We start from the raw sequence: 13,894 nt of genomic DNA, 5'->3' as shown, positions 1-13,894 counted from the left end.
TTTTTTTTTGGGGGGGTTGTTGTGTGGCTGGCGGAGGTGCGGCGTCCGGACGCTTTTTTTCTTGCACTGCTCCAACTACAGTATTGGGGTTCTGAAACTATGAAGAGAGATTTTTGCAGATTTTTTGTGTGTTTTGCAGAGGGAGGAGAGAGAAGGAGCGGTACCGGGTAAAATAGTGTTTTTCCCTCAAGGCCGCGGGATGAGTGGTAGTCTGTGGTGGTTTTTCGGGGGCTTTTTTTGCGTGTGGTTTTGCTTGGAGTAACCACGGAAAACACTGAATACACGGAATTCCACTGAAAAAAACACAGAATGCCGCTGCGCTTACGGAACAACACGGAAAGCCTAAGGAAGCGGGAAACACGTCTGGAAATGTTTTCGGGAGGCTTTCTCGGTGGTCTTGCTTGGTGTAACCACGGAAAACACAGACCCCACGGAATTCCACGGAAAAAAAACACAGAATACCGCGTCGCTTACGGAACAACACGGAAAGACTAAGGAAGTAGTCGTTTTTGTGATGTGACGCTCTTAGAGAATGATCCGTACCACATCGGCCCCAGGATCATGATTGAAGTTCACTAAAAATCCAAGTCGGAATCCGGTAATTTTCAGATAATTATGCAGTTGGGATCTGTGTATTTTCCCAAGTTCTTCGACTGATTTTATCTCGACAAGAATTTTACCATAACAGAGAAAGTCCGGTTTGTATGTCTGCCGGAGTTTTATCCCTTTATAGTTGAGATGGAGCCTGGGCTGTGCCTCAAATGGAATTTTTCGCCGAATAAATTCATTTTCGAGACATTCCTGATACACAGCCTCCAGAAGACCCGGCCCCATTTCACGATATACATCAAATATCGCACCGCGAATATCGTACGATTCAGCTTCAAACAATAATGATTTTTCCATGTGCTCATATTGTCTCTCAGTATCTTAGACTTTGCGTGAGATTTTTGTCAGAGTTCTCTCAATCAAACTCCTACAATGCTTCCCGCTTCCTTATTCTTTCCGTGTGGTCCGTGTTTTCCGTGGTTACACCAAGCGAAACCACCGCGAAAGGCTCCCGAAAACATTTCCACACGTGGTTCCCCCAAGAAAAAAACCAAAGTAAAAAATTTTTCAGAAAATATTTTTCAGATAATTTTTGATCATACAGGAAGAGACGCTTCAGGCGTTGGGAACAAAGCCCCCGCCTCACACCGTCACCATATTCTGATACAGCACTGAGCTGCTCCCGTCCGTGAAGCGGCCGGTGACGGTCACCAGACACCGCATGCCGCCGGTACGATCAGCTGAGTAGCCGTCCAGATCATCAATAGTGAACGTCATCGGAACGCCAATCCCCGCACAGGTTCTCGTGTCACGCTCACCCGAACTGCCGGAGCCGAGCGGATCGGAGACGGCAACCGTGAGACTGGTGAGCGCTGCGGCATCCGCACCGCCGGTGAGCGTGACGGTAACGGTAACCGGGATACCATCGTTCTGCGTCATCACACCGGTACCCGAATCCCGGGACGGCTTGACGATGAGGCCGACGGACCTGGCACTGCCCGCATCGTCGGTCAGACTGATAAGAACCATGCCGACCACGGCAAGAAAGACCACCGTGATAAGAACCAGAAGAATCGTTGCGATGACCGGGGATACCGCATCGTCGGAATGGCGGGGGATTCTCATTCTGGATATGTAAGGAAGAAGCGGATAATAAGAGTTACGAAAGAAGCGGGAACAAAAATAATGACCGTAACAACAGATCGAAACGGAAAAATAAAAAAAATTAATGAGATTATCCCTGAGTTGTTGGCGTGGCAGGGATACTAAACTGGTTCTGATAGATGACATATTTAGATCCATCAGTGAAACTGCCAGTCAGGGTAAGAGCACCCGTCGCGGGTAGGTCAGTACTACTAACCTTTACAAACTGAGGTACACCAACCGTCGGGCTCTCAATCTCAGGGTTCTCAAATGTAACTCCTTCCATATAGGCAGTAATGTTGACTAAGGACCCTGCATCTGGACCACCCGTGATAGTCAGTGTAAACCCACTTACAGAGGTATTTGAAAATGGCTGTGCAGTAATACCAACAGTCTTAGATTGACCGACACCACCGACCATACCCATTACAACCGCGGCAACGATTGCGACCAGCACAACCGTGATTGCCACCAGCAGAATCGTACCGATAACCGGTGAGACTGCCTCATCTTTCTTAGCTACAGACTTCATAGTATAATGAGTATTGGGAATCATCATAATATAAGGATATGGGTGAAGTACTTCGAACAAAATCCCTGACTGAGCGTCATGCAAACTGCCGCATTTTTTGGAATACCCCGTACAGGATAATAATTGAAAAAAACAAACCCGTTATACCCCTGGGCGGGGAATACCCATGAAATACCGATCGCGCATACCGCCCCCGTAAAACCTGTACACTGACCGGCGGAATACACGCCACCGCAACATTTTTTCTCTTCCCTCTCCCATCCATATACCAAGCATGATACAAACCATACTGATGGTCATTGTCGCCATCGCAATCGCGGCAATCCTCTTCTTCTTCCTCAGGAACGGACTCAAACTCCTCATCAACGCAGTCTGCGGAGTCGTCATCCTCTTCATCGTCTCGTACTTCAACCTCGCCCCCATCGGCGACCTCTCCATCGCACAGGTCGTCGTCTGCGCCGTCGGCGGAATACTCGGCGCTGCACTCCTCATCATCCTCGCATTCTTCGGAATCGTCATCTAAACATCTTTTTTTCTCAGCATCCCATTTCAGAAGACCGGAAAATTATCTTTTTGGAACACTGCCCGGGCACAAAAGTGAGTGATGGGGTGGTACGTATGTTCCGTGGTTACCCCAAACACAACCACCCGCACCGCACCCGCATAAATCCCGTCTCTCACACAAAACTCCTCTGCATCTCCCGGGTCACGCGGTTCTTATCCAGCGGAATCAACATCAGCAGCACAACCACCGACAAAACCGTACCCGTCACCAGCGGATCCAGATAATTCCACGGACTCCCGACCAGTGAATCAACCCCGAACAGCGCATTACACACACCAAGAGCCTTCGATTCCGCCGTATGGGCAAACACCGTCCACACCAGCCATCCCCCCGCACCCGCAATCATACTCCACTTCGCCGCAAGCAGTGACGGCGTCCTCGAAATAATACCATGCGTAAACGCAGGCAGAAGCGCCGCCGTACACAAACCCATAAACATCGCCGTCGCACGGGCAATAATACTCTCCGGCATCACCACCGCAATCGCAAGACTCGCCAGCATCATCACCACAATACCGATCTGATTCGCCCGCACCGAATACCGCTTCCCCTTCAGCCGTGCAAACATATCCCCGCCGAGCGTCGTACCCATCGTATGCAGAAGCGACGACAGCGTCGACATCGCCGCAGACAACAAAGTCAGCATAAAAATAATCACAAACAGCTCTGGCATCGCCGCATTAATATACAACGGAATCACCGAATCCGCATTCCCGCCCGCCGCCGCAAGCGCAAGCTGCCCCGTCGTCTCCATAAAATACACATTCGTCAGCGGACCGACCGTAAACGCAACCCCCGTCATCATCACAATAAACAGCGCACCCATCGGAACCGCCCGGTTCAGCGACTTCCCGTCCCTCGCCGTCATAAACCGCACCGCAAGCTGCGGCTGCGCAAGAACACCAATCCCCACACCAAGAACCAGCGTCGTAATCACCGTCATCCACACCGGAGACCCGAACTCCGGCATCGACGTCCAGCCCGTCATACCAATAGCCGCAAGATTCTCCGGCACCAGCGACGTCATCGCCTCAAGAGCACTGTTCGCCGCAGTAACACCGCCCAGATACACATACGTCAGAACCAGCAGAATACCCATACCCACAAGCATAATCGCACCCTGCACCGCATCCGTATACATCACCGCAATCAGACCTCCGATAATCACATACAGCGCAACAACCCCCGCAAAACCCAGCAGAGCCGTCATATACGGAATACCCAGCGTCGTCTCAATAAACCGTGCACCCCCGATCAGAACCGCCGCCGTATAAAGCGGCATCGCCGCAACAAAAATCAGACCGGACGCATAAATCAAAAACTTCGACCCGAACATCTTCCCCAGAAGCTCCGGGTACGTAAGAGCACCAAGCTCCTTTCCGATCCGGCGGATACGCTTCCCCATAAACAGAAACGCAATAATCACCCCGACCACAATACACAGCACCGTAAGCCACATCAGACTCATCCCGTACTGCGCCGCCGTCCCCCCGAACCCCACAATCGCCGACGTACTGATAAACGTCGCACCATACGACAACGCAATCACGATCGGATGCGTATTCCGTCCCGCAACCATATAATCCTCAACCTTCTTCGTCCGCCGGTACCCGTAATATCCCAGACCAAGAATCAGCACCAGATAGAAGAGAACAATCAGAATCGTCAGCTCAGTACTCACTGCCATCGTCATCACTATCCTTATTCCAGTTCAGGTATCCGTAGATGATACAGCCGATCAATGCCGCGATACAAATAACATACGTCATCCATACCCCCGGGTCGCTAATTCCAAACATATTGTAGTATCCACCTTTTTCAGAAGGATTTGTGTCTTATCGCGTCACGGATTCGTAAAAAACAGTTGCAAAAACCGTCATACGAAAACGCAGACGATCTCCTTAGTTAAAGTAAAAGAAGAAAAAGACAATGAACCGGGCCTCATTAATGTGATGTGAAGGTATCGGCCTTACGTTCATTCCAAATCCGATTACAATGTTATAGGCACAAGTATATAAAATAATGAGGTATGCTATCACGTGTCATATTGTCATGGGATACAACCCGGCAGACAACAACCGGAAGAACCGTACGAATCCTTTAATCCGTCCGACAGCGAAGAGTATAACAACGAAAAATTGGTGAAAAATATGGATCACGGGGCAATTCTCTCCTCCTCTCTGACATACGTCAAAGAAACATGCAGGCCAGACCGTTGGTTTTACCTGTTCGTCTATCTTCTGATAAACGCCGTAACACTGTGCATCGTACCGCTCTTCTCCGGCTACCTCTACCGCATCATGGAAGCAAACCCCGGCATCCCTGCAGTATCCGGCATCAAAGACCTCTTCATCAAAGGCTGGAAAATGAACATCACCGGAATCATCTACGCAATCCCGATACTTATCATCATCGCCGTCTTCTATCTCCTCATAACAGGCATCACCCCCGCTCCCGCAAACAGCCCAGACTCACTTGGTCCCGAAACCGCCGCCGTACTGATCGGCCTGTTCCTCGCCGCAGTCATCATCACCATCATCACGTCCATCCTCATCTCTCTCATCTCAACATTCGGCATCGTCCGAATGACACGGGAAGGAAAAATCCGTGAAGCATTCAACTTCCGTGAAATCCTCGCATCCATCAGAACAATCGGATGGCTCGACTACATCGCCGCAATCATCATCCTCATCGTCTGTGCCCTCGCACTCAGCATCATCCTTGAAATCATCGCCTTCGCCTTCTGGATACTGCTCGGCGCATTCGGCTCCATGGTCACCATGTTCCTCTTCATCTGGCTGCTGATTATCATCCTGCTCGCCGCCGCATTCGGTGTCTTCACCGCCCGGTACATGGCGCTCGTTTACAACAGCAGAACCACCCCCTGACTCCTTTTTTCATGAAACTGATTCACACCGCCGACCTCCATCTCGGAAAACAACTCTGCGGATACAGCATCCTCACCGATCAGGAATTCATTCTTCACCAGATAACAGAAATCGCCGTCCGGGAAAAAGCCGACGGTCTCATCATCGCAGGCGACATCTTTGACACAGCTGTTGCCGGTCGTACCGCAATCGACCTCCTCAACCGGTTTTTAACCGAACTCAAAGACGCAGGAATTGCCGTCTTCATGATAAGCGGCAACCACGACTCCCCCGAACGCATCCACTACGCAAGCGACATCATGGCCGGCTGCAGCATTCACATCAGTGGCATCTACGACTGCGACCGCGACATCAGAATCGTGGACGTACACGACTCCTACGGCCCGCTGCACATCTGTCTTCTGCCGTATCTGGACCCCGCCTCAGTCCGCAGCTCCGGACGCTTTGACGCTGAACAGATCACCACCTTCGACGACGCCGTTGCCGCCGTCCTTACCAAAATTCCCCTCAACCCGGACGAACGCTACATCGCAGTCGCCCACCAGTTCGTTACAGGACTCGGCACCACTCCCTCCTCCTCCGAATCGGAACGCATCATCGTCGGCGGTATTGAACAGGTGGACGCAGGCCACTTCACCGAATTTGAGTACGTCGCGCTCGGTCATCTCCACAAACCGCAGAAGGTCGGCCTGCCGACCATCAGATATGCAGGTTCCCCCCTCAAGTACTCCCCCTCCGAATGCGGCTCCGCAAAATCCGTAACCCTCGTTGAATTATTTGAAAAAGGAAACGTAACCATCAGGCAGATTCCCTTACACCCGCTGCATGACCTGCGGATCATCTGCGGAACCCTCGACGACCTCACCTCAGAAGATGCCGTCCCCGCTCCCCGCGACGACTACTTCGCCGTGCAGTTGACAGACCCCCTCCCGCCCGCAGACGTCATGGCGCGTCTGCGGGCTGTATACCCCAACATCATCACCCTTGAAATGATTAACGACGCCCTGCCCGCTGCTGCCGCAGCTGGTGCCCGGATGGAAGACCTGAGAAAATCCGACCGCGACCTCTTCGCCGGATTCTTTGCAGAAACCACCGGAAGAGCAATGAGCACATTTCAGGAACGAACGATCCTTGACATCCTGCAGGAAATGGAGGCCGGAAAATGAAACCGGAACGCCTCCTCATGTCCGCCTTCGGCCCGTACGCGAAAGAAACCATCATCGACTTCTCCCTGTTTGGAAACTCCGGCATCTTTCTCATTACCGGCGACACCGGTGCAGGCAAAACCACCATCTTCGACGCAATCTCCTACGCACTCTACGGCGTCGCAAGCGGCAGCATCCGCGAAGCAAAAACACTTGCAAGCGATTTCGCCGCAACAGGAACCATCCCGCAGGTGGAACTATCCTTCCGGCACCGCGGCGAATCCTATACCATCCGCAGAACCCCCGCATACATTGTTTCCGGAATCGAAAAAAAAGCAACCGCAAGTCTTCTCCTGCCCTCAGGCACCGAAATCTCCGGTCCGAAACATGTCAGCGAAGAGATCATCTGCCTGCTCGGCCTTGACAGCCAGCAGTTCCGGCAGGTTGCCATGCTCGCCCAGAACGACTTCCAGAAGTTCCTCTTCTGCACCAGCCGCGACCGTGCGGACATTCTCCGCAAACTCTTTGCGACGGACCGGTTCTCGGTTCTGCAGGAAAAAATTGCCGAACGCACAAAAAATGCAAAACTCGCAGTTGACGCAATCAAAACCTCCTGCACCGGGTGTGCCGGACGCTTTACCGCAGCTCCCGGAACACAGCTCGCCGAACTTGCCGCCGAAATCTCCTCCGTAAAAGATGGATTTTTCCGGATGGAAACCCTGCTTGAAGCTGCCAATGCCGCTATCTCCGAGGATCGGATGCAGGCATCCGCTCTCAGGAGCAGTATCGTCTCCGCACAAAAACAGGCAGCCGACCTCCGGACCGAGATCGAAGCAGGAAAACTGATCAATGCAGAACTCGATCGTCTCGCCGCCGCAGTCCGGCGGAACGCCGAACTGCAGAATCAGGAACCGGACATGATCCGGCTTGACCGGAAACTCGGCTGTTCCCAAAAAATCCGGGAAGTTCTGCCGTTTGAAGAACGGGCAGCAGCATCCCGGAAACGGTTTGCCGATGCAGACGCCGCCTGCAAAAAAGCAGCAGAACAGCTCGCCAGAAAGCAGGAAGACGCAGGAATTGCCGCCGCAGCTCTGGCCGAAATTCAGCGGACGACCTTCTCCCTTCCCCAAAAACAGGAGGAAATCGGCAAACTCAAAAGTCTCGTTCCACAGTTTACAGAGTACGAAGCCGCCGCAGCTCAGATGAAACGGGGGGAAGCGGAACTTGCACGAATCGAAAAGAACCTGGAAGACCACAGAGCAGATGCCGCAAAAGAGAAAGTGCGCCGCGATAAACTGACCGTCCGCCTGATCGAAATAGCCGATGTTCCGGAAAAACTTGCCGGAGCAAACCACCGAAAGGATCAGATTGCATCCCGTACCGCAGCTCTTGAAGCCGTGCAAAAATCTCTTGCCGCCTACCGGCAGATCGAAAAGGACCACGCCGCAAAAGAGATTGCCTACACCAAAGCAGCGAACTCCTGTGAAGAAACCGCCGCAGTCTGCCGGCGAAAGGAACGTGCCTTCTTCGACGGTCAGGCAGGCGTTCTCGCACAACATCTCACCGAAGGCTCCCTCTGTCCGGTCTGCGGCTCAACACACCATCCGCATCCGGCGGGCCTCTCGGCTGAAATCCCCACCGAGACCGCACTGAACAGCGCAAAAGCGGAGCTTGCCGAACAGGAAAAAAAACGAAACACCGCCGCTGCCGCATGTTCTGCCGCGCTTGCCACACTGAAATCGGAGGAACAGCACCTCCGGTCCCTTGCATCCCCGCTCTTTGAACTCCCCCGGGATTCGGACTGGATGAAACGGCTGGGAGAACGGGTTGATGCAGAAATTACCGAAACCACTGCACAGTACAACCGGATCATCGCAGAAATATCAACACTGTCCCAACTTTCCGACGAGAAAAAATCCCTCGAAACAACGCTTCGGACACTGGACGAAACCGCTCCGGCACGTGAACAACAACTCGCTCTCCTCACCGAACAGGCCGAGGATATTCACCGACGCGCCGAATATGCAAAGTCCCGCACCGAAACGCTGAAACAGCAGCTTCCCTCCGATTACGCCACCTCAGCCGAACTTGCCGATGCAGTCCGGAAAATGGAAGAAGAAATTGCCCGGCACCGGAAACAGGAAACAGAACTCGCCGCCGCATCCGAGGCCGCAAAAACTGCCCGGTATGCCGCCGCCTCCGCCTGTACCGCAGCAGAAGGCATCCGCGATGATGCAAAAACACAGTGTGCCGCAGACGAGGAAACCTTCTCCCGGGCACTTGCGGAACGCGGACTGGATCGTCTGCATTTCCGCGCCGATCTTATGACCGACGAGGAATCTGCCCGCGCCGCAAAAACACTGGAACAGTACCGTGAGACGCGGTCATCTGTCGCCGCAGAGATCGCACTTCTCCGGAAAAGTACCCAAGGCCGCGTTGCAGCAGACCTTGCAGCACTCGGGGAGATGCTTGCCGCGATCGAAAAAGAATCTGCCGGACTTCAGGAACAGGAAAAAGCAGTCGGGTACCGGATATTACAGAACACCACCGCAACATCTGAGATCTCCGGACTTCTGGAACAGTACCGGGCCGCCGCCGCAGAATATGACGAACTGGCCGACCTTACCAGAGCAGCAAACGGAGATGCCGCAGGATCCACGGTGCGGATGAAGTTTGAAGAATATGTACAGTCCGCATATCTCTCCCGCATCCTGGAAAAAGCAAACATCCGTCTGCACGCCATGACAGACGGCCGTTTCTCCATTGTGCAGCGCAGCAGCTCCACCGATCTCCGGAAAAAAGAAGGACTTGAAATGGACGTCATCGACTGCTACACGCAGAAACAGCGGCCAACCTCTACCCTCTCCGGCGGCGAATCGTTTAAAGCCGCCCTTTCCCTCGCACTCGGTCTGTCGGATGTCATAATGGAAAGCTCCGGCGGCATTGAACTTGACGCACTCTTCATCGACGAAGGATTCGGATCACTGGATGCAGTCTCCCTGGATCAGGCGATTGAGACCCTCGCAACACTTGCCGTACCGAGAACCGGCAACAGGCTTATCGGAATTATCTCGCATGTCGAAGACCTGCGGCAGCGGATTGAAAAGAAGATTCTCGTGGTCAAAAAGCCGGACGGAAGTTTTGCAAAGGTCCTGGTCTGAAAAATATTAAGAGTGACAGGCCTCCCCACTCTGTTCCTGTTTTTTCGGGCAGTACTCCCCGTCACAGACACCCCCGGCAAACGGACAAATCGACAGAGAAAAGTCCGCCATCGGATGCCCCTTGCTTTTGATCTCAAACTCCTTGTACCAGCCGAACGCAGCACGCTTCGTTTCAATACCATCCTCAACGAGGCGTGTCTGTATGGACTTCAAAACCCACTGGGAAATTCCCGGACATCCGAGATCAGAGGCAAGATGTGCATACGGAAACACCATCACCCGTCTCGCCTTCAGTCGTCCGAGCCGCACAAGAATACTCTCAACCGTTGCGGCAACAGTCATCTCCGGGTTTATTTCATCGGACTTTTCCACACAGCAGAAAAGGAGAACACAATCCGTCATTTCATCTTCCGGAACCGGTTCCGGCTCTGCCATCTTCGTTTTCTTCGTAACCTTATACCAGACGCGGTCTGCATGAATGCCAAGTATCTTCATCGTCAGTTCCTCTCCGCCATGTTTGAGAGCAGTTCACTGGTAAGCATACCTACAACCCTTCCGTCCTCAACGACCGGAAGCGCCGAGATATGATGCTGATCCAGAATACGTGCCGCTTCCCGCAGCGTATCCCCGGGAGATGCGCACAGAACGTCGCGCGTCATAATTTCTGCGAGCATCTCATGCTCGCCCGCAACCGCCTTTGCAATATCCCATGACGTCACAATTCCCTCAAGGGTACCGTCCGCGTGCAGGATTGGCAGATGATTTATCTCGCGCTCAATCATCGCCTGTGCCGTTGCACGAATCGTCGCACAGCTGCAGATGACAGGAGGATCGCGGATCATAATATCTGCAACGGTGAGAGGTGTCAGAAATCTTCCGATGAGATAATTCATCTGATCATCCTCAAGAAGAAATCCGTCATGGCCGTATCCGGACATCACCTCGGTGTACTGCACATCCTTTCCGGTACTGTTTAACGCCATAACAATCTCCTCGGAAAGATACGGCGGATACAGCCAGTCGGTGGAAACCGACAGGATCAGAAACTTCGCATCAGTATCGGCAAACCCCTCACTCAGCGATCCGTTTTTCGTCAGATCATAATAGTCGATGGCTTTGGTGATATAGAGATACGAGTTTGGATCAAACCGCTGCACAAAACTGCTTCCCTGATGCTTCAGATAACTTTCCACACTGAACTCGGTCTCAAACCCGTACCCGTACTCGGTCTTCTCCTGTAGTCTACGTCCGAACTTTTTGTGCATCGACTGATCCGACAGATACGTAATATGGGCTATCATCCGCGCAAGTGACAACCCGTGATCGGGACGCTCATCCGCCGGGTAGCATCCTCCTTTCCACGCAGGATCGGTCATGATTGCCGCCCGGCCCACTGCACCGAATGCAATATGCATCGGGGTTGAATATCCCGCGGCAGCGATCGCAACAATCCGGCGGGCAAATCCGGGGAATGCCACGCTCCAGGTCAGTGCCTGCATTCCGCCCATTGATCCGCCGATAACCGCGTAAAGTTCAGTGATGCCGCGCTCGATCAGAAACTGGTGCTGTGCTGCAACCATGTCGCGGATGGTCACCACCGGAAAGTCCGTACCGTACGGCATGCCGGTCGCCGGATTTATCGAAGCCGGACCGGTGGAACCTTTACACCCGCCGATAACATTTGTTGCAATGATACAGTAGCGGTCAGTGTCAAGTGCTTTTCCGGGGCCGATGATGCCGTCCCACCATCCGGGATGCTTGTCACCCTTGTGCCAGCCTGCCGCATGGGCATCTCCCGAAAGAGCATGACAGACGAGAATCGTATTTCCCGGAGAAGGGGACGTCCCATACTGCTCGTACGCAATCGTCACGTCATGCAGGACTGCACCGGACTCAAGGTGCAGGGGAGCGGCAAGCTGATGGTATTGTGTCGTCGTGTCTCCAACAGAGCCTTTCATCATTATTTCTCCCCGCAGGAGGTACTGTTATTCATTGAGCACATTCTGAAAAAACCTCATTCCGAAACATTGCACGTCATATCACATTCGCGACTGCAAATTCACACTGTGATTATTGGGCGGGAGAACTCTTAAAGTATCGTTTTTTGGCAGAACAAAAAAAGAAAAAAAATGTAATCAGCTCAGAAATCCGTCATCACACGGAACTGATCGATCTCTTCGGAGTCAAGCTCTGCAAGGAAGGCCTCTGCCGCGTTCTTGATGTCTTTGCTTGCAGTGATGGCGCGACCGACCACCACAACATCCGCACCTGCTGCAATAGCCTTCTTGACAACCGGCACGCGGATACCGCCGGCGGTTGCAACCAGAATCTTTGCATTGTACTTTGCGGCAACTGCCTTGATCTTCTTAATGTCGCCCCAGCTGTACTCACCGCTTGCCTCCTTGTCGATTGCGCGGTGCATCTCGACATACTGCGGGAGGAGAGCAGCACCGCCCATCTTTGCAAGGTTCTCGATCAGTTTTGCCGGTTCTGCAACATTGAGCATATCGATGATTGCATAGATTCCGCACTTCTTTGCTTCCTTGATGAACGCTGCAATCGTCTCAACCGGTGCAAGACCGGAGACAACTGCTGCATCGCCGCCGGCATTGGAGACCATGCGTGCCTCAAGGTTGCCGGTGTCCAGCGTCTTTAAATCTGCAACAATGAAGCAGTTCGGGCGGATCTTGCGGATCTCGCCGATAACGTGTAACCCGAACTGTTTGATGAGCGGCGTTCCCGCCTCAAAGATGACATGATCATTCTGCGGAACCTCACGCAGCACACGCTCCACCTGTCTCATATCGACAAGATCCATCGCAACCTGCAGATACGGCGGGTTCCAGAGCCGCTGAACCTTGAATCCCATAACACCGTGGGCTGCCCGGTCCTTCTCCTTGAGAACGGTCGCGGTGTCCGGGAACTTGTCAAGCGCACGGGAAAGTGCAAGGCGGGTTGCTCCGTAGTTGAAGCGGTAGAGCTTGTTGAAATCCTCTGCCTCCGGAGAGATGAAAACGCTTGCAACAATTACCACATCATCAACATCCATACCGGTAAAAACGCCGTCTTCCAGTACATCAGCAACCGCCTTGGAGACTGCGGCCTGTGCAGGGCCGAAGATCTGGGTTACCTGTTCCGTGTGCTTCAGCGTAACCTTCGGAACGATCAGGACTGCCGGTTTTGGCAGAAGGTTCGGGCGGATAACGCCAAGCAGCGGGGTGTGTCCGGCGGAAAGCTGGGTCAGGCCGTTTGCAAAAGCGGTTCCGACCGGTCCCATCTTGTCGCCGATCATAAGATCGATGTGAGCAAGTTCTGCTCCATCGCCAACGAGTGCTTCACCAATCAAAAACATAGAAAATCTCTGCAGTACCGTTAGTCTTGCAAGACTATAAAGACGACGTGGCTTCTCCTCCCTGTCAGGTTACTGCCGATCCATTTCTGCCAGCTCTGCCAGCGTACTGCCGCAGACACGGTACACCGTCCAGTCGCTCATCGGTACGGCACCGAGTGAAAGGTAAAAATCGATGCTCGGGCGGTTCCAGTCCAGACACCACCATTCAAGCCTGCCGCAACCGCGCTCCATCGCAATTGCGGCAAGCCGTGCAAGAAACGCTTTCCCAAACCCGCGTCCGCGGAACTCCGGTTTCACATACAAATCCTCCAGATATATTCCCGCACGCCCGAGAAATGTGGAAAAGTTATGGAAAAACAGTGCAAACCCGACTGCCGTTCCCTCACTCTCGCCTATCAGAACCTCTGCCCTCTGTTTGACGAACAGCCATTCATGAAGAAGCTCCTCAGTTGCCACAACCTCACTCTCCATATGTTCATACTCAGCAAGTTCATGGATGAATCCCAGTATCCGGGGAACATCATGTGGAACTGCAAATCGCAGATGCAACGAATCCATA

13 protein-coding genes are annotated in these 13,894 nt (G+C 53.0%); 4 read left to right on the top strand and 9 right to left on the bottom strand.

From position 1 onward, the window contains the following. Positions 1-525: 525 nt before the first annotated feature. The 3 genes from O0S10_RS03815 to O0S10_RS03805 form a co-directional block, all read right to left on the bottom strand. Positions 526-906 carry a GxxExxY protein gene (locus O0S10_RS03815; protein ID WP_268924574.1) on the bottom strand — a complete coding sequence of 127 codons (381 nt, stop codon included), beginning with the start codon at positions 904-906 and terminating at the stop codon, positions 526-528. Between the two features lie 285 nt (positions 907-1,191). Further along, a complete protein-coding gene (locus O0S10_RS03810; RefSeq protein ID WP_268924573.1) occupies positions 1,192-1,674 on the bottom strand; it encodes a type IV pilin N-terminal domain-containing protein in 483 nt (160 codons plus the stop codon). A 109-nt stretch (positions 1,675-1,783) separates the two neighbouring features. Further along, positions 1,784-2,224 carry a type IV pilin domain-containing protein gene (locus tag O0S10_RS03805; protein WP_268924572.1) on the bottom strand — a complete coding sequence of 147 codons (441 nt, stop codon included), beginning with the start codon at positions 2,222-2,224 and terminating at the stop codon, positions 1,784-1,786. 274 nt (positions 2,225-2,498) lie between these two features. On the opposite strand from O0S10_RS03805, the gene O0S10_RS03800 reads away from it, so the two are divergent. Then, complete coding sequence (locus O0S10_RS03800) at positions 2,499-2,747, top strand: pro-sigmaK processing inhibitor BofA family protein (RefSeq protein ID WP_268924571.1); 249 nt, start codon at positions 2,499-2,501, stop codon at positions 2,745-2,747. Between the two features lie 154 nt (positions 2,748-2,901). Here the strand turns inward: O0S10_RS03800 and O0S10_RS03795 are convergent, their stop codons facing one another. Together O0S10_RS03795 and O0S10_RS10505 are read right to left on the bottom strand one after the other, a co-directional pair. Beyond that, entirely contained in the window at positions 2,902-4,476 is a 1,575-nt protein-coding gene (locus O0S10_RS03795) for a sodium:solute symporter family protein (RefSeq protein WP_268924570.1), read from the bottom strand. Further along, the gene (locus O0S10_RS10505; protein WP_338148554.1) at positions 4,460-4,588 is read right to left on the bottom strand and encodes a symporter small accessory protein; all 129 of its coding nucleotides are present in this window, start codon (positions 4,586-4,588) and stop codon (positions 4,460-4,462) included. Before O0S10_RS10505 ends, O0S10_RS03795 begins: the two co-directional genes overlap by 17 nt. A gap of 351 nt (positions 4,589-4,939) precedes the next feature. On the opposite strand from O0S10_RS10505, the gene O0S10_RS03790 reads away from it, so the two are divergent. Genes O0S10_RS03790 through O0S10_RS03780 form a run of 3 tightly spaced genes read left to right on the top strand, consistent with a single transcriptional unit; the run spans position 4,940 to position 9,983 of the window. Beyond that, entirely contained in the window at positions 4,940-5,677 is a 738-nt protein-coding gene (locus tag O0S10_RS03790) for a DUF4013 domain-containing protein (RefSeq protein WP_268924569.1), read from the top strand. An 11-nt stretch (positions 5,678-5,688) separates the two neighbouring features. Next, complete coding sequence (locus O0S10_RS03785) at positions 5,689-6,843, top strand: exonuclease SbcCD subunit D (protein WP_268924568.1); 1,155 nt, start codon at positions 5,689-5,691, stop codon at positions 6,841-6,843. Beyond that, positions 6,840-9,983 (top strand): AAA family ATPase, encoded by a 3,144-nt coding sequence (locus O0S10_RS03780; protein ID WP_268924567.1) that lies wholly within the window; start codon positions 6,840-6,842, stop codon positions 9,981-9,983. Before O0S10_RS03785 ends, O0S10_RS03780 begins: the two co-directional genes overlap by 4 nt. 6 nt (positions 9,984-9,989) lie before the next feature. Here O0S10_RS03780 and O0S10_RS03775 read toward each other — a convergent pair whose 3' ends face one another. The 4 genes from O0S10_RS03775 to O0S10_RS03760 form a co-directional block, all read right to left on the bottom strand. Beyond that, entirely contained in the window at positions 9,990-10,478 is a 489-nt protein-coding gene (locus O0S10_RS03775; RefSeq protein ID WP_268924566.1) for a threonyl-tRNA synthetase editing domain-containing protein, read from the bottom strand. Positions 10,479-10,480: 2 nt separating this feature from the next. Beyond that, positions 10,481-11,944 (bottom strand): homoserine O-acetyltransferase MetX, encoded by a 1,464-nt coding sequence (gene metX, locus O0S10_RS03770; protein WP_268924565.1) that lies wholly within the window; start codon positions 11,942-11,944, stop codon positions 10,481-10,483. 179 nt (positions 11,945-12,123) lie between these two features. Beyond that, positions 12,124-13,335, bottom strand: a complete 1,212-nt coding sequence (locus tag O0S10_RS03765) for a bifunctional 5,6,7,8-tetrahydromethanopterin hydro-lyase/3-hexulose-6-phosphate synthase (RefSeq protein ID WP_268924564.1) — start codon at positions 13,333-13,335, stop codon at positions 12,124-12,126. A gap of 69 nt (positions 13,336-13,404) precedes the next feature. Beyond that, complete coding sequence (locus O0S10_RS03760) at positions 13,405-13,893, bottom strand: GNAT family N-acetyltransferase (protein WP_268924563.1); 489 nt, start codon at positions 13,891-13,893, stop codon at positions 13,405-13,407. Position 13,894: the final 1 nt, after the last annotated feature.

It is taken from the genome of Methanocorpusculum petauri (assembly GCF_026891975.1).
In the GTDB taxonomy this organism is placed as follows: Archaea; Halobacteriota; Methanomicrobia; order Methanomicrobiales; family Methanocorpusculaceae; genus Methanocorpusculum; species Methanocorpusculum petauri.
Note: the sequence above shows the minus strand (reverse complement) of the source record. Positions and strands in the feature narration are given on the sequence as shown.

Bases quoted from the DNA above. Each gene is read 5' to 3' on its own strand.
- O0S10_RS03815 (WP_268924574.1), bottom strand. From the start codon at position 906: ATGGAAAAATCATTATTGTTTGAAGCTGAATCGTACGATATTCGCGGT.
- O0S10_RS03810 (WP_268924573.1), bottom strand. From the start codon at position 1,674: ATGAGAATCCCCCGCCATTCCGACGATGCGGTATCCCCGGTCATCGCA.
- O0S10_RS03805 (WP_268924572.1), bottom strand. From the start codon at position 2,224: ATGAAGTCTGTAGCTAAGAAAGATGAGGCAGTCTCACCGGTTATCGGT.
- O0S10_RS03800 (WP_268924571.1), top strand. From the start codon at position 2,499: ATGATACAAACCATACTGATGGTCATTGTCGCCATCGCAATCGCGGCA.
- O0S10_RS03795 (WP_268924570.1), bottom strand. From the start codon at position 4,476: ATGGCAGTGAGTACTGAGCTGACGATTCTGATTGTTCTCTTCTATCTG.
- O0S10_RS10505 (WP_338148554.1), bottom strand. From the start codon at position 4,588: ATGTTTGGAATTAGCGACCCGGGGGTATGGATGACGTATGTTATTTGT.
- O0S10_RS03790 (WP_268924569.1), top strand. From the start codon at position 4,940: ATGGATCACGGGGCAATTCTCTCCTCCTCTCTGACATACGTCAAAGAA.
- O0S10_RS03785 (WP_268924568.1), top strand. From the start codon at position 5,689: ATGAAACTGATTCACACCGCCGACCTCCATCTCGGAAAACAACTCTGC.
- O0S10_RS03780 (WP_268924567.1), top strand. From the start codon at position 6,840: ATGAAACCGGAACGCCTCCTCATGTCCGCCTTCGGCCCGTACGCGAAA.
- O0S10_RS03775 (WP_268924566.1), bottom strand. From the start codon at position 10,478: ATGAAGATACTTGGCATTCATGCAGACCGCGTCTGGTATAAGGTTACG.
- metX (WP_268924565.1), bottom strand. From the start codon at position 11,944: ATGATGAAAGGCTCTGTTGGAGACACGACGACACAATACCATCAGCTT.
- O0S10_RS03765 (WP_268924564.1), bottom strand. From the start codon at position 13,335: ATGTTTTTGATTGGTGAAGCACTCGTTGGCGATGGAGCAGAACTTGCT.
- O0S10_RS03760 (WP_268924563.1), bottom strand. From the start codon at position 13,893: ATGGATTCGTTGCATCTGCGATTTGCAGTTCCACATGATGTTCCCCGG.